Origin of the sequence: Amorphoplanes friuliensis DSM 7358 (assembly GCF_000494755.1) — a bacterium.
Lineage (GTDB): Bacteria > Actinomycetota > Actinomycetes > Mycobacteriales > Micromonosporaceae > Actinoplanes > Actinoplanes friuliensis.
In genome coordinates this window covers 3,090,246-3,116,394 of record NC_022657.1, presented here as the reverse complement: position 1 = coordinate 3,116,394, position 26,149 = coordinate 3,090,246, and the positions used below count along the sequence as shown (strand labels likewise).

Below are 26,149 nucleotides of genomic sequence, written 5' to 3'. Positions count from 1 at the left end.
GATCATCGGGGAACAGACAGCTGATGGCTGTCACTCTGGCGCTGCTTGCCGCCCTCAGCTACGGCGTCGGCGACTTCATCGGCGGCGTCGGCGGGCGACGCTCCAACCCCGCGCTGATGCCGATAGCGGTGCAGATGGTCGGCGTGGTGACAGCCGTCGTGGCGGTACTGGTGATCGGCGGAACACCGACGCCACACGTATGGGTGTGGGGGGCCCTCAGCGGCGTGGGCAGCGGAATCGGGAACGTCTGCCTGCTGCGTGGTCTGGCGGTCGGCCGGATGAGCGTCGTCGCCCCGTTGTCGGCCATCATCACCGCGGCGCTGCCCGCCGTGGTGGGCCTGCTCGCCGGCGACCGCCTCACCTGGTGGGGCTGGACAGGAATCGTGCTGGCGCTGCCTGCCATCGCCCTGGCCTCACGGTCCGGATCGGGCCAGGGATACCGGATGACCGATGTCGGCTACGGGCTCGCGGCCGGCCTCGGTTTCGGTCTGCTGTTCATCGCCCTCGACCAGGCCGGAACAGACGCCGGTGCGTGGCCGCTGCTTCCCGGCCAGCTCGTGGCCCTGGTCCTCGTTCTGGTGGTGGCTCTGCCGCAGCTCAGCCAGGCCTCGGACATCGGTGCGGTGGTTCGCTGGGGCGGCGCCTCCGGCCTCCTCGGTGGGTGCGCCAACCTGCTGTTCCTCTTCGCCACCGGGGCCGGACAGCTGACCATCACCGCGGTCCTCGCCGGTCTCTACCCGGCGGTCACCGTCACACTGGCCGCGATCGTCCTCCACGAGCGGATCAACCGAAGCCAGCAATACGGCCTCCTCGCCGCCGCCGCCTCAATCGTCCTTATCATCACCGGCAGCTAGAGGACCGATCGTTTACTGTCGCTGCGCCTGCTGATGCACGAAGATGTGTCCATGACGATGATCCTGGTTGCCGCTGTGGTCGTCCCGGCGCTGCTCATCGCGCTGGGCATGGACATCAACGCTCGCCGGCGGGGAACGAAGGCTTCTCCCCCTCAGGACCCGTCAGCCGCACCCCTCACCGAGCAGACGTTCTGGGGCTACGCCGCCGTCGAGTAGGACGTCGTACCCCGTTGTTAGCCTGCGGCGGTGCGAACCTTGGTGGAGGGCAACGGTGACCGGCTGGTGCTGCTGTTCGGCGCGGACCGGGATCCGGGGCCCGAGCTGACCTGGGCCCGCGGCATCACTCTGGCCGTCGGCGACGGCCTCCCTGTCGATCACCCAGGGCCGGTCGGGGTCGTGGGAACCTCAGGTGCCGGACTGGACGCGCTGGCCTTTGCCGAGCGTCACGCCGGGATCGTCGATCGGCTCGTGCTGATCTCGACACCGATTCCACCGGACGAAACGATCGAGCTGTCCGGGGTGAGCGCCAAAACCCTGCTGCTGTTCGCCGCCCGGGACGAGGCGACGGGCGCCCGGACCGGACGGTGGTGGCAGCAGCGACTTGACGACGCGCGGCTGGAGGCCAACCCGCAAGGCGGACCGGACCTGCTCGAGCCCATGTGGAAGAGGGTGCTGTCGCACCTGGCCCCGCATTGCAAGCGTTAGGGGTCTCAGGCGACCGACCGGATGCGGGTGACCAGCACCGAGCCGAGCACCGTCACCGCCGCGACCACCAGGTAGAGCACCGTGTATCCGCCGAGGTAGGCCACGATCGGGAAGGCCAGGGCCGGGCCGAGCACCTGCGGCGCCGAGTTGGCGATGTTGATGATGCCCAGGTCCTTCGCGTGGTCCTGCTCGGCCGGCAGCACCTGGGTGATCAGCGCCTGGTCGACCGACAGGTAGACGCCGAAGCCGAGCCCCAGCACGGCCGCGGCGATCAGGGCTCCGGTCCACGTCGGCCAGAGGGCGAGCAGCCCGGCGGCGGCCGCCATGACGTAGCCGGAGAGGATCACCGATGGTTTACGCCGGCCGGTCCGGTCGGAGACGACACCACCGATCACCACGGTCAGCACCGTCGTTGCGGTGTAGACCAGGATCAGCAGCAGCAGGCCGTCCTCCGGGTTGCCGTGGTGCACCCGGTCGCGCAGGAAGTAGAGCAGGTACAGCGTGGCCATGGCGTTGCCGAGCTGGACCAGGAAACGGGTGGCCCAGGCCCACGCGAAGTCCGGATGCGCCCGCGGGTCGAAGCGGAAGACACCGGCCAGTCTGCGCAGGGTGACCCGCGGGGCGGCGCCCGCCCCGACCGCCGGATCGGGTGTGGCCAGCACGAACGGCAGCACGGTGAGCGCCACCAGCACGGCGATCAGGAAGTAGCCGCCGGCCACCACCGTGACCAGCAGGACCCCGACCACCACGCCGATCGACTGCGTCAGACCCACCCACCCGGAGACCAGGCCCCGCTGGCGTACAGGGGTGCGGTCCGGGACGATCGCAGTGAGGCCGGCCTGCAGGGTGTTGAGACCCGCCTGCGCGACACACCAGGCCAGAGTCAGCCCGATCAGGGTGCGCTGGCCGGAGAGCAGCGCCAGCCCCGCGCAGCCGAGCAGGGCGCCGGCCACGATCCAGGTGTGCCGCCGCCCGGACCGGGCCGTCGTCGCGTCCGACAGCGCACCGGCGATCGGGCCGACCAGCACGGCGACCAGCGCGCCGGCACCGGTGATGATGCCCAGCGCGGTCGTCTTGTCCACACCGGCCAGGTCCTGCGCCTGGTTGGGCAGCAGCACCTGCAACGGACCGAAATAGCCCATCCACAACCCGAGGTTGGCCAGCGACAGCAGACCGATCCAGCTCCGGCCGACCCGCTCCGGCTGCGCCGTCGTGGTCATCTCCGGTCACTCAGGGCGGTCCGCAACCAGGAGAAAGAGTCCTTCCGGGTACGCAGCTGAGTGTCGAAGTCGACGCGCACGAGCCCGAACCGCTGGTCGTAGCCCTCGGCCCACTCGAAGTTGTCCAGCAGCGACCAGACGAAGTAGCCGCGGACGTCGACACCCTCCTCGATCGCCTGGTGCAGCGCCCGCAGGTGCCCGTCGAGGTAGTCGATGCGGGCGGTGTCGTGGATGCGCCCGTCCGCGGTGACCTCGTCGACGGTGGAACAGCCGCTCTCGGTGATGTAGATCGGTGGGAGCGCATCGGCGTACCGGTCGAGCAGCCCGACCAGCAGGCCTCGCAGGCCGTCGGGAACGACCGGCCAGCCGAACGCCGTGGTCGGTACCCCCTCGATCGGGACCATCTCGAACGGCAGCGGCGACCCTTCCGGCGCCGCGGCGACCCTGGTCGGGTTGTAGTAGTTGATCCCCAGCGCGTCCAGCGGCGTCGCGATGATCTCCCGGTCGCCGTCCAGGACGAAGGGCGCGCCGTCAGTCAGCGGGCTCCCGCCGAGCAGCACCGGGTCCAGGAACAGCCGGTTGTGGAAGCCGTCGTAGACCGCCGCGGCGGCCAGGTCCGCTTCCGACTCACTCGCGGGGATCACCGGCGTGCAGTTGTTGGTGATCATGATTTCGGTCGCGCCGCCGGCCCGTAACGCCCGCACCGCCAGACCGTGCCCGAGCAGCTGGTGGTGCGCCACCGGCAGCGCGTCGAACATCAGCTCCCGGCCCGGGGCGTGCGTACCGAAGGCGTACCCCTCGGCCATGTGGACGATCGGCTCGTTCAGCGTGATCCACCGGCTGACCCGGTCACCGAGCCGCTCCACGACCGCGGCGGCGTACTCGGCGAAGCGGTAACTGGTGTCACGGCTCAGCCAGCCGCCGCCGTCCTCCAGCGCCTGGGGCAGATCCCAGTGGAACAACGTGGGCATCGCAGCGATCCCCCGGGCGCCGAGCTCGTCGACCAGCCGGTCGTAGAAGTCCAGACCCTTGGCGTTGAAAGACCCGGACCCGTCCGGCTGCACGCGCGGCCAGGCGATCGAGAACCGGTACGCGTCGACACCCAGCTCCGCGATCAGCCCCACATCCTCGGCGAACCGATGATAGTGATCGCAGGCGACATCACCGGTGTCACCGTTGCGAACCCGCCCCGGCGTGTGGGCAAAGGTGTCCCAGATCGACCTGCCCCGCCCGTCCTCCCCCACAGCACCCTCGATCTGGTACGCCGCAGTGGAAACGCCCCACACGAAGCTCGACGGAAAACCGGGCAAAGCAGCCATGGCAACTCCTGAGGAAGTGAGTGCGGCTCATATTAATGACGAGAGGCGTGATCGTCACTCGATGAGGTGACGTTTCGCCGTTTGGGTAACGGGTAGCCGGGCGGGTGCCCGGCCGATGCTCCACGATGGCCGGGTTTGCGTGTCGGACGCGGATGGGTGGGAGCATTGCGATGACGCCTGCGGCCTTGGACTACGTCGCTGCTAGCAGTTTGGAAGAAACGCTGGATGCTCTTGCGGACGGCGACGCCTCGGTGCTCGCCGGTGGGCAGAGCCTGGTTCTGGACGTGATCCACCGTGACGGCCACTGTCACCGGGTGGTCGACATCAACCGGGTGGCCGAGTTCGCGGGGTTGGTCGAGGCGGACGGCATGCTGCGGGTCGCGCCGCTGGTGCGGCACCGGACCTTCGAGACGGACGCTGTCGGCGGTGGGCTGGGCAACCTGCTGCGGGTTGTCGTGAGCCACATCGGACACCCGCCGATCCGGGCCCGGGGGACGATGATCGGCAGTCTTGCGTACGCGCACCCGGCGGCCGAGTGGCCGGTCGTGGCGACGATTCTCGGGGCCGAGCTCGACCTGGTGGGACCGGACGGGTGCCGGACCGTGGCGGCGGAGCGGTTCTTCACGGGCCCGTTCTCGACCGTGCGCCGTCGTGAGGAGTTGCTGGCCGAGGTGCGTCTGCCCCTGCTGCCCGCCGGCACGGGTGCGGGTTTTGCCGAGCAGCGGCTGCCCCAGGCGAAGTTCGCCGAGGCCGCGGCCATGGCGGCGGTGACCGTGACGGACGGGCTGGTCAGCGCGGCGGCGATCGGCCTGGTCAACGCCGGGCCGTGCCCGATCCGGGCGCGCGCCGCCGAGGACGTCCTGATCGGCTCGACCTTCTGCGATGCCGCCATCACCGAGGCCGCCGAGGCCGCCGCGACTCTCGACGCCGCCCCGTCCGGGTCCGAATCCGACCAGCGCAGGCAGCGGCGCGCCCTGAAGGTCCTGGCCCGCCGTGCGCTGACCCAGGCGCGCGACGGATGGTGATCGACGTGCGGGTGACACTGTCGGTCAACGACGACCGCCGCGAGCTCGACCTCGAACCCCGGCAGTCCCTGGGCGACGCCTTGACCAGCGTCTACGGGGCAACCGGCGTCGACCTGCGCTGCACGGACGGCACGTGCGGCGCCTGCACGGTGCTCGTCGACGGCGAGGTGACCCAGTCCTGTCTGCTGCTGGCCGTGCAGTGCGACGGTGCTCACGTGCGTACGGTCGAAGGGCCTGCCGTCGACCGGCCCGGCGGCGATCGGTCGTAATGTTCGGGTATGACCCAACGACTCGTCAGTGTGTGGCAACCTTTTTTCCTCGGTAGCGAGAGCCTTGAGGCGGCGGTCGCGGCCGCGACCGAGCTGGAGGAGCTCGGGTACGCCCGCATCTGGTTCTCGGCCGGTTTCGACGCCGACGTCCCGCAGCGGTACCGCGAGCTCCTCGACGGGACCAGCCGCATCGGCGTCGCCTCGGGGATCGTGTCCATCTGGCACTCGTCACCGGCTGCGGTGGCGGCGTACACCCAGGACGCGGAGCGGGCGCACCCCGGCCGGTTCCTGCTCGGCCTCGGGACCAGCCACGCCGTGATCGTCGAGGGTGACGGCACCGATTACACCAAGCCGTACTCGAAGATGGTCAGTTATCTGGACGCCCTCGACGCGGCGGGACTGGCCCCCGAGCGGCGCGTCCTGGCCGCCCTCGGCCCGCGCATGCAGACGCTCTCCCGCGACCGGTCGGCCGGCGCCCACCCGTACTTCGTTCCGGTCGAGCACACCGCCGAGGTGCGTGCGGCCCTGGGTGAGGGACCGCTGCTGGCGCCGGAGGTCGCCGTGGTTCTCGAGGCCGACCCGGATGCCGCACGGGCCACCGCCCGGCAGTACACGGCGGGTTACCTCGCCCTGCCGAACTACACCAACAACCTGCGCCGTTTCGGCTGGACCGACGACGACCTCGCCGGGGGCGGCAGCGACCGCCTCGTCGACGCGCTCATCCCGTGGGGCACACCCGAGCAGGTCGCGGCCGGCATCAACAAGCACTTCCAGGCCGGTGCGGACGAGGTGGCGATCCAGGTCCTCAACGGCGGAGACGCCTCGGCGTTTCCCTCCGAGGCGTTCCGCGCGCTGGCTGCCCAGCTGATCTGAGCGGCGACTACTTCTTGATCTTCTCCGGGACGACGCCGGCCGCTGCGGCCATGCGGTCGACGGCGTCCTGGTGGACGTGCAGACCGGCGCCGAGCTCGAGGATCTGCTCGCGGCTCAGCGGGACGTCGACCTGGATCGTCGCGTACACCTGGGAGGTGACCGCGATGATCAGCTGCTGCGTACCTCCTTCGAGGGGGTGCAGGATCGCCTGCTTGCCGGCGACGGTGAGAGTTTCACCGGAGAGCTCGCCGCGGTACTCCTCGAGCTCCAGGTAGATGCCGATCTTGCCGGTGAGGATCTGCGGGTCGTAGAGCTCACCGGCCGGTGTCGACGGCTTGATGCCGGCCGGGCGGTTCCGGGCCTTCTCGGGGGCGAGGGTGAGGCCGCCGTAGTAGTCGTGCTGGATGAAGAAGCCCTCGGGCACCTTGTCGATCGTGAACCAGCGGGACTGGTCACCGCGATAGGCGACCAGCTTCAGGTTGCCGGCCGCATTCGTGACCACTGCGGGTACGGGCGCCGCAGCGGGACCCGCGCCGGGGCCCGTGCCGGTGCCGGCCAGGGAGACGGCCGCCACGATCGCGGCAACGCCGAAAGCCGATCCGGCGGCGGCAGTCACGGTCCGGCGACGCCGCACGGCGCGGCGGCCACGGGCGATGTCGGCCACGATGGCGTCCTCCGAGGCTGCCTCGATGGGACCGCCGAGCTGCTCGATCCGGGTACGCAAATCACTCATCGTCCTGCTCCTTGCTGCTGGTGTTCGAAAAAGATCGAGGTGGCGGGCAGCCGTAGCGAGGCCCGCAACTTGTCGAGCGCCCGCGCGGTCTGGCTCTTAACCGTGCCGGCCGAGCAGCCGAGCGCCTCCGCCGTCTGCGCCACGTCGAGATCGTGCACAAAACGGAAGATCACCACGGCACGCATCCGGGGCGGCAGCGCCCGCAGCGCCTGGGACAGTTCCTGGTCGCCGTCGGAGGTGGGCGCGCCCGGGGCCGACGGCTCGGGGACCTCGGCCACCGGGCGACCGAACCGCCAGACCCGCTTGCGCTCGTCGGTCAGGGCGTTGACCAGCGTCCGGCGGACGTACCCCTCCGGGTTGTCCGCCCGGCGGTAGGACGCCCAGGACACGTACAGCTTGGTCAGCGCCGTCTGCACCAGATCCTCGGCCAGATGGGCGTCACCGGCGGTCAGCAACCGCGCGGTGTAGAGCATGGCGCCCCGCCGTGCGGCGACAAAGGCGTGGAACTCTGCGTCGCGCTCGGGTCCGCCCGAGCTTCTTCGTTGTCTCACGTTCACCATGACCGGAGCGGTGAGGGCTCAGGTTGCACCGAGCCACTCGAACTTAAAGTTTGGCGACCATACGCCCGAGGGTCCGTGGGGCGAGCCGCAGCATCGCCGGCATCAGCCTCGTCTGACCGGGCAGCGCCATCGGCCGGCGGTGCCGCAGCGCTTTGAGCGTCACCGCCGCGACCTCGGCCGGTGACATCATCGGGCCTGTCTTGCCCGCGTTCATCGGGGTGTCGGTGGTGGGGGGAAGCAGCTCGAGCACGTGGGTGCCCCGGGGTGCGAGCTGGCGGCGCAGCCCGTCGGCGAAACCGTGCAGTCCGGCCTTGACGGCACCGTAGGTCGGCGCGCGGGTCGGAGAGACCAGAGCGAAGCCGGAGGTCACGAACACGATCGCCTCCAGGGCCGGCCAGCGCCGCAACACCTCGCCGGTCAGCTCGATGGGCGCCGTGAGATTCAGGTCGATCTCCTCGTCGAGGGCCAGGGTGGCGTCGTCCGCGGCGAAGTCCCGTTCGACGAACGTACCGGCGTTGTTGATCAGGATGTCGAGCCGGCCGAACCGTGCGGTGATCGCCTCCAGCAGAGCGGCTCGATCCTCGGGGACGGTCACGTCGGCCCGGACAGCCAGCGCTTCCGGGTGGTCCCGGCTGAAGCGATCGAGCGCCGGCTCCGAGCGGCCGCACACCGCCACGGAAGCACCTTCGGCCAGGAAGGCCTCCGCCAGACCCCGGCCGATGCCCGACGTCCCGCCGGTGATGAGAACAACCTGCTGCACGGTTCTACCTCCCCTTACTTCGGTATCATTCGGTACCGAACAGGAGCGTAGCACTTCGGAACCGATCAGTACCGAGGAGGTAGTCTAGGGCCGTGGAGAGCAAACGGATCGGTCGGCCCCGGGCGTTCGACGCCGACGAAGCCCTCGAACGAGCGGTGCAGGTCTTCTGGGCCCAGGGGTACGAGGGCGCAAGCCTCGACGACCTGACCGACGCGATGGGCATCACCCGGACCAGCATGTACAGGGCCTTCGGCAACAAGGAGAGCCTGTTCCGCCAGGCGCTGGCGCGGTACACCGAGGGCCCGGCGTCCTACTTCGCGCAGGCGCTGCGGCAACCGACCGCCCGCGAGGTGGCCACCACCTTCCTGCACGGGGCGGTCCGCGCCTCCACCGGCGCGGACTGCCCCGCCGGCTGCCTCGGCGTGCAGGGCGCCCTGGCGACCGGCGAGTCCGGCCGCCAGGCCCGTGACATCCTCACCGCCTGGCGCGAATCAGGCACCGCCCATCTGCGCGACCGCTTCCAGCGGGCCGTCGACGACGGCGACCTGCCGGCCGGCGCCGACCCGGGCCTCCTCGCCCGGTACCTGATGACCGTCGGCAACGGGATCGCCGTCCAGGCCGCCGGCGGCACCACCCGCGACGAGCTTCAACTGGTGGCCGACCTGACCCTGCTCTCCTGGCCACCGGTCGGCGCCTGAGCGGCCCTGGCGGCAGTGGTCCTTCGACCGGGTCCCGCGGTGACGATCAGGAGGTGTAGTAGCCGGCTTCGAGGTCGTCGAGCAGGGTCGGGCCGGTCGGTTTCCAGCCGACCAGCTGTTGTGTCGCCGTACTCGAGGCGGGCTGGTCACCACCGAGCAGGGCGCCGAAGATGCCCAGCTGGGCCGGGTCGACGGGCGCGGCCGGGAGGCCGGTCTTGCGGGCGATGACCTCGGCGACCTCGCGCATCGGCACACCTTCTTCGCCGACGGCGTGCAGCACGGCACCGGCGGGTGCTTTCTCCAGCGCGAGCAGGAACAGCCGTCCGGCGTCGCTGATGTGGACTGCCGGCCACCGGTTGCGGCCGTCGCCGACGTAGGCGGCGGTGCCGAGCTGACGGTCGAGACCGACGAGGGCGGCGATCAGACCGTTGCGGTCACCCTGACCGTGGACCGTGCGTGGCATGCGGACCAGTCCGGAGCGGATGCCGCGGTCGGAGAGCGCGAGCACCGCCGCGGCGGTCCGGGAGCGCGCGCCGGCCGGGCCCTCGGGATCCAGGGCGTCCTGCTCGGTGGCGATCTGCCCGAGGCTGGTGGGGGTGCCCGAGGCGGCGAAGAAGGCCTTGCCCGTCCCCTCGATCGCGTCGCCGATCCTGCCGATCAGGCTGACCTCGTTGGCGATGGTCTCGTCGAACTCGTCGAAGTTGATGGTGAAGGCCAGGTGGGCCGTCGCGTCGGCCTTCGTGGCCTCCGCCACCAGCAGGTCGTGGTCGTGCATGTCTCCTCGCACCGGCGTACCGCCGGCGGCGCGGACCTTGTCGGCGGACGTGTCCGAGCGGACGAGCCCGGTGACTTCGTGGCCGGCGGCCAGCAGTTCCCGGGTGAGGGCGGAACCGATCCAACCGGAGGCTCCGGTGATGAAGACGCGCATGGGTGAAACTCCGTTCGAGGAGCAGTGATGTTACTTGGTCACATCACCGTACACCCTGATGTGACCAAGTCACATCAGGTAGGCTCGCGGCATGGGTCGGTGGGAGCCGGATACGCGTGGCAGGCTGCTGCACGCCGCCCTCGAGTTGTTCGCGGACCAGGGGTACGACGCCACGACGGCCGCACAGATCGCCGAACGCGCCGGGCTGACCAAGACGACGCTGTTCCGGCACTTCGCGGACAAGCGCGAAGTGCTCTTCCAAGGGCAGCCGGCTCTCGTGGCCGTGGCCATCGCAGGCGTGGAGTCAGCGCCCGAGGGCGCCACCGCGCTCGACCTTCTGCGCGCCGGACTGCTCGCGCTCTGCGAGGCACACGTGCCCGAACAGCAGGAGATCGGCCGGCAGATCGATCGCCTGATCGCGGCCAGCCCCGAGCTGAAGGAACGCGCCATCTTCAAACGTTCGGCCATCGCCGCCGCCCTCGAGACGACCCTCGCCACCCGCCTCGGCGACCGGCGGCTGGCCGGCGTACTCGCCGACCTCGGGGTTCGCGCCTATTACGAGGGCTTCTCGCTGTGGTCCGACACCCGACGCGACGACAAACTGGCCGACGTCGTCGCCGATGAGCTCGCGGCGTACGAATCAGTGCTGCCGCAGGTCACCGGGCGCTAGCCGGGCGGTGGCGCTCGTAGTGGCGTGCGGCCCGGGCGCGGTTGCCGCAGGCGGTCGAGCACCACTCGCGCCGGGGATGGTCCTTGACGAAGTAGAGGACACAGCCGGGAGCGTGGCAGGCGTTCAGGACACCGTCCGGCCCGGTGAGCAGGTCGATGGCCTCGACAGCCACGACGGTCAGGGCGGCGCCGGCATCGGCGGGGGCTTCTCGCGGCCGCAGGTGCAACTTCCCGCCGGACAACCCCAGCGCGGGCTGGACGGGAATGAGGGCTGCCGCGTTGTTGACCGCGGCGACGGCGGTCTCGACGTCCTGCATCGCGGACGCCGCAGCCGGCCGCGTGTCCTCCGTTTTCAGGGCAGCCAGCCGCCGCAGGGCATCTCGCAGGGTGACGGCTGCCTCCAGGTGGGCCGCCGTCGCTGACGACTCCCCCGCGGTCAGGCCGGTCGCGCTCAACCATTGCGCCAGCTCGCCGGGGGTGGAGAGTGAATCATGCACGCCGCGACGGTCGGCCCAGATGGTGTTCATCAGGCGGACGAGCCGCGGCTCGGATTCCCCTGCCATGTTCTAACGGTAGCACTGGCTTGTCAGCGTGAGAACTCACTGCTATACATCTAACGGCAAGAGCTTTCCTGTGCCGTTAGAACTGAGGAGCACCATGAGCAACCTGCCCCTGATCGACCCCGCCACCGCCACCGGCAAGGCCGCGGATCTGCTCGCCGCGGTCCAGCAGAGCCTCGGCGTGGTCCCGAACATGACCAGGGCGATGGCCAACAGCCCCGCCCTGCTGGACGGCTACCTCGCTCTGTCGGGCGCGCTCAGCAAGGGTGCCTTCAGCGCGGCCACCCGCGAGCGCCTGGCCCTGGCGGTGGCGCAGGACAACACCTGTGACTACTGCCTCTCGGCTCATTCGTACCTGGCCGAGCACGCCGCCAAACTGCCGGCCGACGAGATCAGCGCCGCCCGGAAGGCCACCAGCGAGGACCCGAAGACGGCCGCGCTGCTCACTTTCGCGGTCGCCGTCAACGCCTTCCGCGGCGACATCAGCACCGCGGACCTGGACGCCGTCCGCAGTGCCGGGGCCGACGACCGGGAGATCGCCGAGGTTGTCGGTCACGTCGCCCTCAACGTGCTGACCAATTACTTCAACAAGGCAGCCGCCGTCGACATCGACTTCCCGGTCGTGACCGCATGACCGGGCCGGCACCCCGTCCCCCGCTGCCCCCGTTCGACGAGGCCGGCGCGCGGGCCAAGGTCCAGGCCGCCGAGGACGCCTGGAACAGCCGTGACCCCGAACGAGTCGCCGCCGCCTACACACCGGACAGCCAATGGCGCAACCGCGACGAGTTCCTCACCGGCCGCGACGAGATCGTCGCCTTCCTCACCCGCAAATGGGCCCGCGAACGCGACTACGCCCTGCGTAAGAGCCTGTGGGCCTTCACCGCCGACCGCATCGCCGTCCGCTTCCAGTACGAGTGGCGCGACGAATCCGGCCAGTGGTGGCGCAGCTACGGCAACGAGAACTGGCAGTTCGATGCCTCGGGGTACATGAGCCGCCGCGAGGCGAGCATCAACGACGTCCGCATCAACGAGGACGAGCGACGCATCCACGGCACCCGGCCGGCGGCCGAACACGGGGACGACCTGCCGCTGCACTGAAGCGTGCAACCGGTGGCCGTCCGTGATCTGCTCGGCCGGTGATGTCTTCCGAGGTGGCGCTGCTGACGGCGACGGCCGCCCACGCCGGCTTCCAGGTGACCGTGACCGTGCTGGTCTACCCGGCGCTCGCCCGGGTGCCGGCCGGGCAGTGGGCGGCCGCGCACCTCGCGCACTCCCGGGCGATCACCCCGCTGGTCGTGGTGGTCTACGGCGCTCTGGTCGTCACGGGTGGGTGGTCGTTGCTGTCGGGGCCGGACGGCTGGACGATCGTCGCGCTGGCCACGCTCGCGGTGGCCGCCCTGGTCACGGCGGTCGTCGCCGCTCCGGCCCACGGCCGTCTCGGCGACGCCCACGACCGGGCGATCGTCCAGCGGTTGGTGCGGGCCGACCGCGTACGGGCGGCAGCCGCGGCGCTCGCCGTCGCCGCGGCTGCCCTGGCCGCCTGGTGAGACCGCTTTACTTCACCGCGCCCCGGGTGACGCCGGAGATGACCCAGCGCTGGGCGAACACGTACACGATGAGCAGCGGTGCCATCGCCATGAGGTAACTGGCGAACGCGGCCGGATAGTTGGTCTGGAACTGGGACTGGAACACGTACTGCACCAGCGGCAAGGTCGCCGATCCGGGGTCGGAGAGGATGACCAGGGGCAGCAGGAAGTCGTTCCAGGCCCACAGGCAGGTCAGGATGCCGACCGTGGCGTTCATCGGGGCCATCAGCGGGAAGATGACCCTCCAGAACACCTGCCAGGTGGACGCGCCGTCGATGACCGCGGCCTCCTCGAGGGCCTGCGGGATGCTGTTGATGTAGGCCGTGAAGATGAAGATGTTGAACGCCAGGCCGTACACGACGTACAGCAGGACCAGCCCGACCCGGTTGTCCAGGTGCAGGATCGCCGTCTCCTTCGCGACCGGCAGCATGATGATCGGGAACGGGACGAACAGCGCCGAGACGAAGTAGTAGTACAGGATCTTGAACAGGCGCCGGTGCATGTTGCGGGCGATCGCGTACGCGACCATCGAGTTCGTCAGCAGGGTCAGTACGACCGCGCCGACGGTGATGACGGCGCTGTTGAGAGCCGTACGGGGAAAATCGGTGAGCCGCCAGGCGTCGGCGAAGTTGGCCCACCGGATGTCGGTGGGCAGGCCGAATCCCGTACCCCCGAGCTGATCCGTGGTCTTCAGGGCGGTGACAACGGCGAAGTACAGCGGAACGGCGATGGTCAGCGCCAGCACCATGAGCAGCGCTGTGAGCCACCAGTTGATGCCGGGGCCGTCCTGCCGGCGGCGAAGCGTGGTGGCCATCAGACCTCTACCTCCCGGCGCTGCAGCACGCGCAGCTGAACGATGGAGAACCCGACGATGACGATGAAGAAGATGACCGAGTTGGCGCTCTGGTATCCGTACTCGCCGCCCTGGAAGCCGCCCTTGTAGATCAGCAGGGCCACCGACTCGGTGTCGGTGCCGGGACCGCCGCCGGTGAGGGCGACGATGTGGTCGAAGATCTGCAGGAAGCCCTTGAGCGACAGCACCATGTTGATGGTGAAGAAGCCGGCGATCATCGGGAACGTGATGCTGCGGAACTGCCGCCACGCGGACGCACCGTCGAGGTTGGAGGCCTCGTACATCTCGGTCGGCACGGTCTGCAGCCCGGCGATGTAGATGATGATGTTGAAGGCGGCGGACTGCCAGACCGCCAGGATCACGATCGCGATCCACGCGGTGCTCGCCTTGGTCAGCAACGACGTCGACAGCGAGTCGATGCCGATCTTCGTGGCCAGCGCGGGCACCGAGTTCGAGAACAGGTAGTTGAAGATGTACCCGACGACCAGGATGGCCAGCACGTTCGGGATGAAGTAGATGCCGCGCAGCCCGTTCTTGAACTTGATCCGGCCGTTGAGACCGACCGCGATCGCCAGCGACACGATGTTGACCAGAACGGTGGCCACGGCCGCGATCAGAAACGTGAACCAGTACGCGTGCAGCACCCGCGGATCGGTGAACAGTGCGATGTAGTTCCTCAGCCCGACGAAGTTCGCCGGCCCGTACCCGGGTGAATCGGTGAAGCTGTAATAGATGCCCTGGATGACGGGGATGGTGTGGAAGATGAAAAAGAGCAGGAAAGCCGGCAGCACCATCACGTAGAACGCGTTCGCCAGACGTACGCCGGGCTTCATGACTTGATCACCGCTCCCAGCCCCCACGTCCGTCGTTTGGCGACCTTGTCCCAGTCGCTGTCGAGTTTGCGCAGGAACGTGTTCTCGTCCCCGGTGATCAGGAATTCCTGGAGCAGCGGACCCAGCGGGATGGCCTGGATGAACTGGTGATCGGTGAAGCCGACGATGCGACCGGACCGGATGTAGCTCTGCACGCCCGTCAGCGCCGGATCGTCGTTGGTCAGCCCTTTCAACGTCGGGATGGCCACCTGCGCGGCGCAGTAGTCCTGCATGACCTTGGTGCCCATCAGGAAGTTGATGAACTTGCTCGACTCGGCCGGATGCGCACCGTTCCGGGAGGCCGTGAGGACCACGTCCACCCCGGAGACCAGCGACGTCTTCGCCGGATCGTTCGTGGCCGGCAAGGCCATGCTGGCCACCGTGAAGCCGGGCTTGCCGTCGCGGATCTGCGGCACGGCGTAACTGCCCAGCAGCAGCATCGCCGACTCACCCCGGGCGAACGCGGCGGTGCCGTCCTCGTAGCCCTTCGACAGCGGGTCGGGCTGGGTGTAGCGATACAGCTCGGCCAGTTCGGCGGCCGTGCTGCGCCAGCCCTCCGCGAACGTCGTCCGGCCCTCGAACCGCTGCTGGAAGAAGTCGGCCGGTTGCAACTGCGCGGAGAGCGGGGCGAGCGGGGACTGGGCGGTCCAGGCGTCGGCGAGCGTGCCGTAGAACGGGGTGATGCCCGCGGCCTGGAACTTCTTCGCCGCCGCGATGAGCTCGTCGAACGTGGTCGGCACCGCCACACCCTGCTCGGCGAAGAGCTCCTTGTTGTAGAGCAGCCCGCTGGCGTTGGCGGCGAACGGCACGCCGTTGACCTCACCCTTCGAGCCGGCGCCGAGGCTGCCGGTCACGGACAGGTACGCCGGATTGACGTCGGCCAGCACCGGATCGTCCCGGAAGTCGCGGAAGATCTTCGCGCTGGCGAACTCGCCGAACGTGCCGTTGCCGTTCAACGTCATCACGTCCGGGACGTCGTTCTTGACCAGACGGGTCCGCAGCGCGGTCTCGGGGTCGGCCGGGTTGTCGACGACCACCCGGATGTCGGGGTTGGCCCGCTCGAACTGCGCCGCGAGCTGCTGGAAGTACTGCTGAGCCTCGGCCTTGAACTGGAAGAACGTGATCGTGGTGCGGTTGTCGGACGAACAACCGGCCAGTGCGGATCCCGCCAGCAGGGCGAGGACCAGCAGCATTGAGGAGGGATGGGGGCGATGGCGGAGCGCCGGCCTCGATCGCGCTGAGGCCGCTGGTGGACGTAGCGGCACGACGACCTCCGAACCTGGTGATTCGATCAGGTTGACGCTATGTACCCATCCGGACAGAGACAACCATCGTTCCGTTGCCCCGGTTTCACCTGGTGCTCATCGGGCCGGCCGGGCGAGAACGAGCAGGCCGATCATGGACAGGACGGCGCCGGCGATCATGAGCAGCGCCATCGGCACGGCGGTGTGCTCGCCGCCGAGACCGGCGATCGGGGCGATGGTGCCGGCAGCCACCCACTGGACAAAACCGAGGATCGCCGACCCGGTACCCGGATGCTCGGGCACCTCGGCGGAAGCGAGCGCACCACCGTTGGGGCCGATGAGCCCCTGGGCGGTCATCAACACCAGGAAGCACACCACGGCGAGCAGCAACGGCGTACCGAACCAGATCGCGCCGGCCAGCATCGCCACACCCGCCGCGAGCGCCGCCACCTGACCGGTGAGGATGACCTTGCGGGTCGCGACGCGTCCGGCCAGCCGGGCGGCGACCAGTGCGGCGACGGTCATGCCGGCGGCGTTGGCGGCGAAGTCGGCGGAGTACATCATCGGCGACAGGCCGTTCATCGACTGCAGCACAAACGCCGAGGTGGCCACGTAGGCGAACAGCGCACCCATCGCCGACCCGCTGACCAGCAGATAGCCGACGTAACGACGGTTGGCCAGCACGAGTCGCCCGGCCACCGCGAAGGCCCGCAGACCACCGCCGTGACGCCGCTCGGGCGGCAGCGACTCGGGCACCGCGACCAGCACCGCGACGACCATCACCAGGCCCAGCGCCGCCACGACCCAGAACGACACCCGCCAGTGCGACAACTGCAGGATGACCGCACCGAGCAACGGACCCGCGATCGGAGCGATACCACCCACACCGGCAACAACATTCAGTACGCGGATCAGCCGGGCGCCGGTCGCCAGGTCGACGATCACCGCCCGGCCGATCACCATCGCCCAGCCACCGGTGAAACCCTGCACGAACCGGGCGGCCATCAGCACACCGATCGACGGGGTGAGCGCGCACACGACCGAGGCGGCGGCCATCAGCACGAGTGCCGCGAGCAGCGGACGGCGCCGGCCACGCTGGTCCGACACCGGGCCGCCGACCAACTGCCCCAGGGCCATGCCGACGAAGAACGTGGTCAAGGTCAACTGCACCTGGGTCGCGGTCCCCGCCAGATCACCGGCAACCCGCGGAAACGCCGGCACGTACATGTCGGTGGCCAGCGGAGCGATGGCGGTCAGGAAGATCACCGTGGCGACCAGACCCGAGGTGAGGCGCGCCCGATCAAGGTTTTGCGGAGAATCGACGGTCAAAGTCACCACCCCAGCACACCGCCACCCGCCGCCCCGGGGAAGTCACCGACGATGGGTGTACCGGGAGTACCTCCCCGGCCCGAAATGCAGTTGCGATCGTCGATCGCTGTGCGCTTGTATCCGCGGGTGCTGGAAACTTCGAGAGCCGGTCTGCACCTGCGTCAGCTCGCCCCGTCGGATGCCGCCGATTACTACGCCCTGGTGCAGGCCAACGCCGGGCACCTGACCAGGCACGGCGACTACCAGGACGAGGTCGCCGCCACGGCCGACGAGGTCACGGAGAGCCTGGCCGGCCAGGACGGGGCACAGTTCCGTTTCGGTGTTTTCCTGCACGGGCGGCTGATCGGACGAGCAGACCTCATCCCGGTGGACCCGCCGCGCTTCGGCCTCGGCTACTGGCTCAGCGAGGACGCCACCGGCAACGGCTACGCCGGCGCAGCGGTCGGCGCGCTGCTCGACCACGCACGCGCGGTGCACGGCGCCACCGACGTCTTCGCCGGCGTGACCCACGGCAACCGGCCGAGCGAAGCCCTGTTGCACCGCCTCGGCTTCACCGTCGTGGCGGACCTGGGCACCTACAACCGCTTCCACCTGGCTCTGGGTCAGGTCACCGTCCGCTGACCGAGATCCGCCTGCGCCGGCGACGGGCGGGCGGTGGATAAGCTTCGGGCATGAGTGAGCGCGGGCAGGATCTGCTGGGCACGATCCGGGGACCTCAGGATCTGAAGGGTCTGGATGCCGAGCAGATGACCGCGCTCGGGGCCGAGATCAGGGCTTTTCTGATCGCCAAGGTGGCGCGTACCGGTGGTCACATCGGTCCGAACCTGGGCGTGGTCGAGCTCACGCTGGCGATGCACCGGGTCTTCGACAGCCCGCGTGACAGGTTCATCTTCGACACCGGGCACCAGGCCTACGTGCACAAGATGGTGACCGGGCGGCAGGAGGGTTTCGACCGGCTGAAGCGGCGGGGCGGGCTCACGGGTTATCCGAGCCGGGCGGAGAGCGAGCACGACCTCGTCGAGAACTGTCACGCGTCCACGGCGCTGTCCTACGCCGACGGCATGGCCAAGGCGTACGCGTTGCGGGGTGAGGCACGGCACGTCGTCGCGGTGGTCGGGGACGGGGCCCTCACGGGTGGGATGTGCTGGGAGGCGCTCAACAACATCGCTGCCACCCGCAATCCGCTGGTCATCATCGTCAACGACAACGGCCGGTCGTACGCGCCGACCGTCGGCGGGCTCGCGGATCATCTGGCGTCGTTGCGGCTCAGCCCGGGGTACGAAAAAGGGCTTGAGCTGATCAAGGACACGCTCGGGAAGACGCCGCTGGTCGGCAAGCCGTTGTTCGGCGCTCTGCACGCGGCCAAGAGGGGCATCAAGGATGCCGTGGCGCCGCAGGCGATGTTCGAGGACCTCGGGATCAAGTATTTCGGGCCGGTCGACGGGCACGATCTGGCCGCGATGGAGTCGGCGCTCGCCCGGGCGAAGGGTTACGGCGGCCCGGTCATCGTGCACGCGGTGACGCAGAAGGGTCGCGGCTACGCGCCGGCCGAGCAGGACGAGGCCGACCGGCTGCACGCGCCGGGGGCGTTCGACCCGGAGACGGGCAGGCAGCTGGCCGCGCCCAGCCTCAAGTGGACCAAGGTGTTCGCCGACGAGCTGGTGGCGCTCGCCGGTGAACGGCCGGACATCGTCGGCATCACCGCGGCCATGCCGGAGTCGACGGGCATCGACGCGCTGGCCGCCGCGTACCCGGATCGGGCCTTTGATGTCGGTATCGCCGAGCAGCATGCGACCACGTCCGCTGCCGGGCTCGCGCTGGCCGGTCTGCACCCGGTCGTGGCGATCTACGCGACGTTCCTCAACCGGGCGTTCGACCAGGTGCTGCTGGACGTGGCGCTGCACCGGCTGCCCGTGACGTTTGTCCTCGACCGGGCCGGAGTCACCGGGCCGGACGGGCCGAGTCACTACGGCATCTGGGACATGTCCCTCCTCGGTGTCGTGCCGGGTCTGCGCGTGGCCGCGCCCCGCGACGCCGAGACCCTGCGGACGTCGCTGCGCGAGGCGGTGGCGATCAGCGACGGCCCGACCGTGGTGCGCTTCCCGAGCGGATCGGTGCCCGCCACGGTGCCGGCGCTGCGCCGGGTCGGCAGTGTCGACGTGCTCGCCGAAACGCCTGAACGCAAGGACGTCCTGCTGGTCACGGTGGGACGGTTCGCTCAGCTGGGCGTACAGGTGGCGGCTGAGCTGGAGAAACGCGGCATCGGCGTCACGGTTGTCAACCCGCTCTGGGTGCGCCCGGTCCCGGTCGAGCTGGTCGGGCTCGCCGGTGCGCACCGGCTCGTCGTGACCGTCGAGGACGGGGTCCGCAACGGTGGCATCGGTGACGCGGTCGCCAAGCTGCTGCGCGACCACGAGCTGGATGTGCCGCTGCGTGACCTGGGTGTGCCGGTGCAGTGGATCGACCACGGCACGCGCGCCGAGATCCTCGCCGAGATCGGCCTGACGGCCGCCGACATCACCGAGCGCGTACAGCGCTGGACCGAAGGGCTGTCAACTTCCGACCAGCCCGTTCGGTCCAGCATCGGTCGCGACTGACCTCTCAGGAGCCTGCCGACCGGTACGCCTTACCCGCCTCGGTGGGTGTGGTGGCGTCGCGGTACAGCCCGTAGTCGACGGAGTCACCCACGGCGGGCAGCGAGAACCAGGCGTACCGCTCGACGTACGGGGCGCTCTGCAGCTGTGCCGTGGCATTGCGGATGAAGGCTGTGATCTGCGCGGTGTTCGGGAACTTCGGGGTACCGGAGAAGTTCATCAGGCCGAACTCGGTGACCCAGATCGGCAGCTGGTAACGGTCGTGCACGGCCTTGACGTAGCCCATGAACTGGCCGACGGCGGCGTCGCTGAAGTCCGAGCCGTACCAGTGCAGGGTGATGAAGTCGACCTTGAGGTTGCGCTGGCGGGCACCGGTCATGAACTGGTCCAGCCAGCCACCCGGGGTGTCGCCGCCGTACGCCACGGCCGGGCTGCCCAGCCGCATCCCGGTCCCCTGCAGCTGCGGCCACAGGTCGAGCGCCTGCTGAACGGGCATCTTCGCCTGCTCGTTCAGGTCGGGCTCGTTGAAGCCGAGCAGCGTGGTGCCCTCGGTCTTGACCTTGGCAAGGTTGGCCGCGGTCACGACCGTCTCGTCCCAGATCATCGGCACGAACTCGGCGTCGGCGGGCATCTTGTCGTTGTTGGTGCCCCAGTTGTAGTACCAGCCGGCGCCGACGTCCTTCACGCCTCCGGCCACGCCGGCGAACTCCCAGCTGCTGACACCCTTCTTCTTGACGCCGGTGGCGGGCGGCTGAGTGGCTGGGGGCTGAGTGGCCGTAGGCGCCGCGGTGGTCGGTGCCGTGGTGGCCCCGGGCACCTGCCAGGTCTGACCCGCCGCACCGGTGCACGTCCAGATCTGCAACCGGGTGCCGCTGGCCGAACTCTGCCCGGTCGCGTCCAGACACTTCCCGGACCCGGCGTTCACCAGCCGGCCGCCCTGCGCGGACCACTTCTGCGCGCCGCTGTTGTTGCACGCGTACAGCTGGACCTTGGCACCGTCGGCAGCGGACGCCGCCGTGACATCGAGGCACTTCCCGAGAGCCTGGATCTGCTGACCGTCCACGGTCCAGCGCTGCGCCCCGGTGCCGTTGCAGTCCCAGAGCTGCACGGCCGTCCCGTTGGCCGAATTGGCCCCCGCGACGTCGACACACTTGCCGCCGAGGCCCTTGATCGGCCCGGCATCCGCCGCCATCGCGGTGGTGATGCCCAGAACGCCGAGACCGGCGACAACGGTGGCTGAAACGGCGACGGCCAGGACCCGCCGCCGGGAACGCAATGCTGACATGACCAGGAACCTAGCCCGGCAAATCGCCACACACCGTAGTGCCGCAACGAACTTAACCAGTGGCTAAGGACGTCCGCCCGTACGACCGGTTCTGCTTCCGGAACCGGAAAAACGTTATCGCCGAGGACAGCTGTGGGCGGGCACCAGGTGCCCGCCCACAGCCGCTGGTTACCTAGGAGACGGTCACGCTGGTGGTTGTCACCGCGCTCGTCACACCGTCGTCGACAGTCACGGCCACGGTGTAGTTGCCCGGCCGGGCGTACCGGTGGCTGCCGGTGACGGTGGCCTGGCCTGCATCGTCGACGGTCACGGTCGCCGTCTGCAACGCTGTCGCGTCTCCCCAGTTGATCCGGGCGGTGTAGGTCGCCGTGCCACCTGACGCGGTGGCGACCTTCGCCGTGAAGTCGGCGCCGGCCCGCTGGGTCCCGACAGGAACGGGAGTCGCGGAAAGCGCCTTCTCCGCGGTTCGCCGACCGTCCGAGGCGATCGCGAACACGTGCACACGCCCGACCGCTTTCGGGTCACCGGTCTGGGTGGGCAGCTCCAGGGAGACCGGGGTCTTGCCCGCCGGGATCGTGTACGGCGCGGTCGAGAAGATGGCGACGGTCTGACCATCGCTGTCACTCGCGCCGTTGAGCCGGCCGGCCGACTTGCCCACCACGATGTTTCCGCTGATCGGATTACCCGCCGCCCCGACCCAGTCTCCGTAGTCGATCGCCACCGGTGCGGTGGAACCGTCGCTGAAGCGCAGGGTGGCCGTGATGTGCTGCGTCGCCTGTGTTGCCGTACCGATGATCGAGAGCTGGGTCGCGTCGGACCCGGGGGCCAGACGGATCGTCTGGCCGTTCGCGGTCGCGTTGTCGAGGCCCTTCGGGGTGGCGTTCGGCAGGTCGAAGGTGAGCTCGGTGCCCGGCACCGCGATCGTCTTGCCCTGAACCAGTCCGCTGTCGGCGAGCAGCTTGCGGTTGAACGCCCACCCGCCGGCGTCACAGTCGGCGCCGACACCAGGGTCGCCGATGCAGGCCGAGTCGAAGGCACCCGTGAGTGTTTCATCGCGGCCCACCGAGACCACCACCGTGGTGCTCACCTTGGACTTACCCTCCGATGCGGCCACGACCACCGAATACTCCCCGGAATTCGGGAACGTGTGCTCGGCGCTGACCGTCTGCGTGCCGAGCGGCGTACGCGTCAGGGTCGCGGGTTGTGGACCCTTGCCGTCGAGGAAGTCCGCGGTGGCGGTGGCACTCGTCGCGCCCGAGACCGTGGCCAGTGCTGTGGTCACGGCCGCCCCGGGCACCGCCTGCAGACCGGTCGCCGGAGTGATCGCAAGTTCGCCGGTGGAGCCCGGACCGGCGAGCAGCTCGACCTCGGCCAGGGTGGCCGGTGCCGGACCGGAGAGCGTCAGCCGGTAGACCTTGTACGGTCGCGGCCTGCTGATCTGGAACGGCCGGGTCTGCATCGGCCACCGGAACGCCTCAGCGGTGCGGGTGTCCAGCGTCTTCCAGGTCGTGCCGTCGGCGGAGCCCTCCAGCCGCCAGGAGGTGGGTGCGCTGCCGGTGCTCCCGGACGTCAGGGTGTAGGAACCGACCGTGACGGCGCCGCTGGTCGACTTCCAGGTGATCGCCGGCGTCGCTGTCGCAAACGTGGTGGCGGTGCGTGAGGTGTCGTCGGTCAGCGGCGCGAGGCTGCTGCCGTCGGACACGCTCAGCACGCCGTAGCCCGCCTTGGTGGCGTCGGTGCCGGGTGTCCGCTGCGGCTGCGCCGGTGTGGTGCGCTGCCCCCAGCGGGTCGGTGTCGAACTCATCGTGAACTCGACCCGGCCACCGCCGGTCAGGGCGTCCACGGGCAGCGTCGCGGTCCGTAGCTTCTTGCCGTTCAGCTCGGCCGAGCTGATGTACCGGCGGTCGGTGCTGTTGCCCGGAGCGCTGATGACCAGCTTGCGGCCGTTCTCGAGGTGCACCGTGGACTTCTTGAACAGCGGCGAGCCGACGGTGTACTCACCACTGCCCAGCGACAGGGGGTAGAAGCCGAGAGCCGAGAAGATCGACCAGGCCGACATCTCACCGTTGTCCTCGTCGCCCAGGTAGCCCTGGCCGATCTCGCTGCCGACGAAGAGGCGTTGCTGGATCTCGCGGACCGCTGCCTGGGTCTTGCTCGGCTCCCCCGCCGCCGCGTAGAGGTAGGGGATGTGGTGCGAGGGCTGGTTGCTCATGCCGAGCTGGCCCATCCGTACGGCGCGAGCCTCGACCATCTCGTGGATCGTGCCGCCGCCTCCCGTCTCGGGGGTGGCGAAGAACTGGTCCAGCTTCTTGACCAGCCCGGCCGAACCGCCGTAGAGCGACTCGAGGCCGTCCACGTCGAAGGGTGCATGGAACGCGAAGTTCCAGCCGTTGGTCTCGGTGTAGGGACCCCACCAGGCGGTCGGATCGAAGTTCGCGCCACCGGCGACAGCGCCCGCGGCGGTCTTCGGCCGGAAGAACCCCGTCTTGGGGTCGAACATCTGCACGTAGTTCTTGGCCCGGTCGAGGAAGTACGCCGACTCCTCGGTGAGCTGGTGACGCCGCGCCGCCGGGGTCTTGCGGTCCTTGGCGAGCTCGGCCGCCATCAGCCCGATGCCGTGATCGTTGATGTAGCCCTCGAGGCCCCACGACACGCTCTCGCCCTGCGAATCGGGCGTGTAACCCAGGAAGATCGACTTGTCGAGGCTCTTGCGTCCCACGTTGTTCGACGGTGACACCGCGGTGGCGTTCTTGAGCGCCGCGTCGTAGGCCTCCAGCGCCGTCGCGGTCGGCAGAGCGCCGTTCAGGTACGCATCCGCAAAAGCCACGTCCGAGCTGGTCCCGGTCATGATGTCGGAGTATCCGGGCGACGACCAGCGGGCGATCCAGCCACCCTCGCGGTACTGCTGCACGAAGCCGTCGACGAGCTCCGCCGCGAGCTTCGGATAGAGCAGGCTGTACAGCGGCCAGACGGTCCGGTACGTGTCCCAGAAGCCGTTGTTGACGTAGATCTTGCCGTCGACGATCTTCGCGTTGGTCGTGGTGCCGGTGGCCGCACCGGTCTGCGGCGCCACCGGGCTCGCGTGCTGGTACTTCGGCGCCGCCGCCGTCCCGGTGTTCTCGAACTGCGAGTTCGGGTACAGGTTCAGCCGGTAGAGGTTCGAGTAGAGCGTGACCAGCTGGTTCTGGGTCGCCCCCTCGACATCGATGACGTCGAGCCGGTCGTTCCAGGCCACGGCCGCCGCCCGGTTGACCGCCGAGAAGCTCTTGCCGGTGACCTCCAGGTCGAGGTTCCTGTGCGCCTGGTCCAGGGAGATGAACGAGGTGGCCAGGCGCAGCAGCACTTCCTGGCCGGGCTTGGTGGCGAAGCTGGCGTAGCGGGCGTCGGTGCGGCCGCCGGTCGCCGTCCCCACGGTGGTGGGAGTGGTGTCGAAGGCGCCGTAGACGAACATGCGGCTGATGCCGCTGCCGTTGCCACCGTCGACCCAGCCGGACACCACCCCGTCCGCGGCGACGTTCAGCGACGCCGAGCCGCCGACACGGTCCACGACGACGCTGCCCGTGGTCCCGGGGAACTGGAAGCGGTAGACACCACCGTGGTCGGTCGGCGTGACCTGGGTGGTCAGGCCGTTCTGGAACTTGACGCTGTAGAGGTCCGGGCGCGCGATCTCGTCGGCGTGACGGAACGGCAGGGCCCGCGCGGCGAGGTCACCGGTCGGCGTGGCCGACAGCGACGGCATGATGCCGAGCTGGTTGCGGTCGCCCATCCAGATGCTCGGCTCGTGCGAGATGCCGATGGCTTCCAGTGTCGGCAGGTTGTCGGCGTTGTTGGCCCGCTGGTACTCGTACAGGGTGCCCTGGCTGTCGCCGTCGGTCATCGGCGTGAAGAAATTGAAGCCGTTGGGCCAGGCGGTCGCCGGCACGTTGGTGCCCCGCGAGTACGCCGAGCTCGACAGCGTGCCGCGCCGGGTGTCGACGTAGTTGAGGCGGTTCGAACCGTCGATCCCGGGAGCCCGGGTGCCGATCCGGACGTCGTCGACCCAGCCCGAGAACACGGTGCTCGCCTTGCCGCCCGGATAGTCGTAGCTGAGCAGGACCTTCTCGACCGTGCGACCGGCGAGGCTGCTCAGGTCGATGTGGATCGCGTTCCACTGGTTCTCGAAGAGCGACTTCTGCTGCCCGTGGTCACGCGCGCTCACCCCGAAACCGTTGCTGTCCACCACCCGGTTGCGCGTGGAGAGCTTGCTGCCGTTGTCGAGGACCAGATCAAGAGCCACCCACGACGACGGTACGGCCAGATCGCCGGAGCCCTCAGGGAAGATCAGGTACGACAGTTCGCTGCGGTTGGTGAGGCGCCGGCCGACCTTGTCGAACAGCACATCACTCGCTGCGGCAGCCCCGTCGGCCACGTGCTTGCCGCCGTACCGCAGGGCCCGGGTGCCGGTGAAGCCGACGCCGGGCTTGGAGTTCAGGCCGCTGGCCGGGCCACCGGCCACCGTGGCCAGCATCGGCGCCTCGCCGGGCCGCCCGTCACGCAGGTCCCAGTCGGCCAGCTGCGTGATGGCCTCGCCGGCGTTCAGGGTGATCGAGAGACGGTACGAGGTGTAGGCCGTCGTGTTGGTGGTCTTGTACTTCTTCTCCTGGCGACGGTCGCTGAAAGCCTGGTCAGCCTGGGTGTCGATCGGCGTCCAGGTCGTCCCGTCGGTCGAACCGTCGACCGTCCAGTTCTTCGGGTCACGTCCGGGAACGTCGTCCGCGCTGGTCATCGCGTAGTCGGTGGCGACCACCGGCCGGTCGAAGCGGTACACGATCTCGGCCGTCCGCGCGAACGCGAGCCACTTGGTGCCGGAGTTGCCGTCGAGCAGCCGCGTGGCCGTCTCACCGGGCGGGTTCTCCGCCGAGGCCGTGACACCGGCCGCGAAGGCCGACAGGCTGCCGGGCGGTATACGGCCGGTGACGTTGGTCTGCTTGCCGAAGGGCGTGCTGTCCAGTGACGGCGGATCGGCTTGCTCGAACGACGACTGGAACGCCGGCGCGGCGGGACGGTCGGCCGGCGCGGCCTGCGCCGGCGCCGCACCAAGGGGTATACCGGCGATGACAACTGCTATGGCGAGCGCAGAGCGCATGGAAACCTCTATCTCGGAACAGCGTTCTCGGTGAAGACCGCGCACCGGTGGGCCTCGGAGGCGCCACCGCAACACTGGCGAAACAAGA

The 26,149-nt window shown here is 69.4% G+C and carries 26 protein-coding genes; 13 read left to right on the top strand and 13 right to left on the bottom strand.

Features of this window, described 5'->3' with window-relative positions; genetic code table 11:
* The first annotated feature begins 23 nt into the window (after positions 1-23).
* Genes AFR_RS14535 through AFR_RS14530 form a run of 3 tightly spaced genes read left to right on the top strand, consistent with a single transcriptional unit; the run spans position 24 to position 1,559 of the window.
* Positions 24-854: an EamA family transporter gene (locus AFR_RS14535; RefSeq protein ID WP_023361230.1), complete on the top strand. Its 831-nt coding sequence runs from the start codon at positions 24-26 to the stop codon at positions 852-854.
* 51 nt (positions 855-905) lie between these two features.
* Positions 906-1,070: a hypothetical protein gene (locus AFR_RS46750; protein WP_158510544.1), complete on the top strand. Its 165-nt coding sequence runs from the start codon at positions 906-908 to the stop codon at positions 1,068-1,070.
* Positions 1,071-1,100: 30 nt separating this feature from the next.
* Positions 1,101-1,559: an alpha/beta fold hydrolase gene (locus AFR_RS14530; RefSeq protein WP_148307961.1), complete on the top strand. Its 459-nt coding sequence runs from the start codon at positions 1,101-1,103 to the stop codon at positions 1,557-1,559.
* Positions 1,560-1,564: 5 nt separating this feature from the next.
* Here the strand turns inward: AFR_RS14530 and AFR_RS14525 are convergent, their stop codons facing one another.
* Positions 1,565-2,779, bottom strand: coding sequence for an MFS transporter (locus tag AFR_RS14525; protein WP_023361228.1), 1,215 nt, complete (start codon positions 2,777-2,779; stop codon positions 1,565-1,567).
* A complete protein-coding gene (locus tag AFR_RS14520; protein WP_023361227.1) occupies positions 2,776-4,098 on the bottom strand; it encodes a GH1 family beta-glucosidase in 1,323 nt (440 codons plus the stop codon). Before AFR_RS14520 ends, AFR_RS14525 begins: the two co-directional genes overlap by 4 nt.
* Positions 4,099-4,268: 170 nt before the next feature.
* On the opposite strand from AFR_RS14520, the gene AFR_RS14515 reads away from it, so the two are divergent.
* From AFR_RS14515 to AFR_RS14505, 3 genes are read left to right on the top strand one after another with little or no spacing between them, the layout of a single operon-like run.
* Positions 4,269-5,123: an FAD binding domain-containing protein gene (locus AFR_RS14515; protein WP_041840866.1), complete on the top strand. Its 855-nt coding sequence runs from the start codon at positions 4,269-4,271 to the stop codon at positions 5,121-5,123.
* Positions 5,124-5,128: 5 nt separating this feature from the next.
* Entirely contained in the window at positions 5,129-5,392 is a 264-nt protein-coding gene (locus tag AFR_RS14510; RefSeq protein ID WP_158510543.1) for a 2Fe-2S iron-sulfur cluster-binding protein, read from the top strand.
* A gap of 9 nt (positions 5,393-5,401) precedes the next feature.
* A complete protein-coding gene (locus AFR_RS14505; protein WP_023361224.1) occupies positions 5,402-6,265 on the top strand; it encodes a TIGR03620 family F420-dependent LLM class oxidoreductase in 864 nt (287 codons plus the stop codon).
* Positions 6,266-6,272: 7 nt separating this feature from the next.
* Here the strand turns inward: AFR_RS14505 and AFR_RS14500 are convergent, their stop codons facing one another.
* From AFR_RS14500 to AFR_RS14490, 3 genes are read right to left on the bottom strand one after another with little or no spacing between them, the layout of a single operon-like run.
* Complete coding sequence (locus AFR_RS14500) at positions 6,273-6,998, bottom strand: hypothetical protein (protein WP_023361223.1); 726 nt, start codon at positions 6,996-6,998, stop codon at positions 6,273-6,275.
* On the bottom strand, positions 6,995-7,549 hold the full coding sequence (locus AFR_RS14495; protein WP_041842200.1) for a SigE family RNA polymerase sigma factor: 555 nt from the start codon (positions 7,547-7,549) through the stop codon (positions 6,995-6,997). Before AFR_RS14495 ends, AFR_RS14500 begins: the two co-directional genes overlap by 4 nt.
* Before the next feature lie 52 nt (positions 7,550-7,601).
* Positions 7,602-8,318, bottom strand: coding sequence for an SDR family NAD(P)-dependent oxidoreductase (locus AFR_RS14490; protein WP_023361221.1), 717 nt, complete (start codon positions 8,316-8,318; stop codon positions 7,602-7,604).
* A gap of 92 nt (positions 8,319-8,410) precedes the next feature.
* Between AFR_RS14490 and AFR_RS14485 the strand changes: the two genes are divergently transcribed.
* Entirely contained in the window at positions 8,411-9,016 is a 606-nt protein-coding gene (locus AFR_RS14485; protein WP_023361220.1) for a TetR/AcrR family transcriptional regulator, read from the top strand.
* 46 nt (positions 9,017-9,062) lie between these two features.
* Here AFR_RS14485 and AFR_RS14480 read toward each other — a convergent pair whose 3' ends face one another.
* A complete protein-coding gene (locus AFR_RS14480; protein WP_023361219.1) occupies positions 9,063-9,944 on the bottom strand; it encodes an SDR family oxidoreductase in 882 nt (293 codons plus the stop codon).
* A gap of 91 nt (positions 9,945-10,035) precedes the next feature.
* Here AFR_RS14480 and AFR_RS14475 point away from each other — a divergent pair, with 91 nt between their 5' ends.
* A complete protein-coding gene (locus tag AFR_RS14475) occupies positions 10,036-10,614 on the top strand; it encodes a TetR/AcrR family transcriptional regulator (RefSeq protein WP_023361218.1) in 579 nt (192 codons plus the stop codon).
* On the opposite strand, the gene AFR_RS14470 is transcribed toward AFR_RS14475, so the two are convergent.
* Positions 10,601-11,176 (bottom strand): CGNR zinc finger domain-containing protein, encoded by a 576-nt coding sequence (locus AFR_RS14470; protein ID WP_023361217.1) that lies wholly within the window; start codon positions 11,174-11,176, stop codon positions 10,601-10,603. The genes AFR_RS14475 and AFR_RS14470 overlap by 14 nt on opposite strands.
* A 94-nt stretch (positions 11,177-11,270) precedes the next feature.
* On the opposite strand from AFR_RS14470, the gene AFR_RS14465 reads away from it, so the two are divergent.
* Genes AFR_RS14465 through AFR_RS14455 form a run of 3 tightly spaced genes read left to right on the top strand, consistent with a single transcriptional unit; the run spans position 11,271 to position 12,720 of the window.
* Positions 11,271-11,807 (top strand): carboxymuconolactone decarboxylase family protein, encoded by a 537-nt coding sequence (locus tag AFR_RS14465; RefSeq protein WP_023361216.1) that lies wholly within the window; start codon positions 11,271-11,273, stop codon positions 11,805-11,807.
* Positions 11,804-12,271 (top strand): nuclear transport factor 2 family protein, encoded by a 468-nt coding sequence (locus tag AFR_RS14460; protein WP_023361215.1) that lies wholly within the window; start codon positions 11,804-11,806, stop codon positions 12,269-12,271. The genes AFR_RS14465 and AFR_RS14460 overlap by 4 nt, the downstream gene beginning before the upstream one ends.
* A gap of 38 nt (positions 12,272-12,309) precedes the next feature.
* Entirely contained in the window at positions 12,310-12,720 is a 411-nt protein-coding gene (locus tag AFR_RS14455; RefSeq protein WP_202963999.1) for a hypothetical protein, read from the top strand.
* A gap of 7 nt (positions 12,721-12,727) precedes the next feature.
* On the opposite strand, the gene AFR_RS14450 is transcribed toward AFR_RS14455, so the two are convergent.
* From AFR_RS14450 to AFR_RS14435, 4 genes are all read right to left on the bottom strand, one after another.
* Positions 12,728-13,573, bottom strand: a complete 846-nt coding sequence (locus AFR_RS14450; RefSeq protein ID WP_023361213.1) for a carbohydrate ABC transporter permease — start codon at positions 13,571-13,573, stop codon at positions 12,728-12,730.
* On the bottom strand, positions 13,573-14,445 hold the full coding sequence (locus AFR_RS14445; protein ID WP_023361212.1) for a carbohydrate ABC transporter permease: 873 nt from the start codon (positions 14,443-14,445) through the stop codon (positions 13,573-13,575). Before AFR_RS14445 ends, AFR_RS14450 begins: the two co-directional genes overlap by 1 nt.
* On the bottom strand, positions 14,442-15,677 hold the full coding sequence (locus AFR_RS14440; RefSeq protein ID WP_023361211.1) for an ABC transporter substrate-binding protein: 1,236 nt from the start codon (positions 15,675-15,677) through the stop codon (positions 14,442-14,444). Before AFR_RS14440 ends, AFR_RS14445 begins: the two co-directional genes overlap by 4 nt.
* A 168-nt stretch (positions 15,678-15,845) precedes the next feature.
* Positions 15,846-17,057 (bottom strand): multidrug effflux MFS transporter, encoded by a 1,212-nt coding sequence (locus AFR_RS14435; protein WP_052359713.1) that lies wholly within the window; start codon positions 17,055-17,057, stop codon positions 15,846-15,848.
* A 108-nt stretch (positions 17,058-17,165) separates the two neighbouring features.
* On the opposite strand from AFR_RS14435, the gene AFR_RS14430 reads away from it, so the two are divergent.
* Both AFR_RS14430 and dxs read left to right on the top strand, forming a co-directional pair.
* The gene (locus tag AFR_RS14430) at positions 17,166-17,678 is read left to right on the top strand and encodes a GNAT family N-acetyltransferase (protein WP_202963998.1); all 513 of its coding nucleotides are present in this window, start codon (positions 17,166-17,168) and stop codon (positions 17,676-17,678) included.
* Between the two features lie 50 nt (positions 17,679-17,728).
* Positions 17,729-19,654: a 1-deoxy-D-xylulose-5-phosphate synthase gene (dxs, locus tag AFR_RS14425; RefSeq protein ID WP_023361208.1), complete on the top strand. Its 1,926-nt coding sequence runs from the start codon at positions 17,729-17,731 to the stop codon at positions 19,652-19,654.
* 4 nt (positions 19,655-19,658) lie between these two features.
* Here the strand turns inward: dxs and AFR_RS14420 are convergent, their stop codons facing one another.
* Positions 19,659-20,936 carry a glycoside hydrolase family protein gene (locus AFR_RS14420; protein ID WP_041840863.1) on the bottom strand — a complete coding sequence of 426 codons (1,278 nt, stop codon included), beginning with the start codon at positions 20,934-20,936 and terminating at the stop codon, positions 19,659-19,661.
* 172 nt (positions 20,937-21,108) lie between these two features.
* Positions 21,109-26,061 carry a GH92 family glycosyl hydrolase gene (locus tag AFR_RS14415; RefSeq protein ID WP_023361206.1) on the bottom strand — a complete coding sequence of 1,651 codons (4,953 nt, stop codon included), beginning with the start codon at positions 26,059-26,061 and terminating at the stop codon, positions 21,109-21,111.
* Positions 26,062-26,149: the final 88 nt, after the last annotated feature.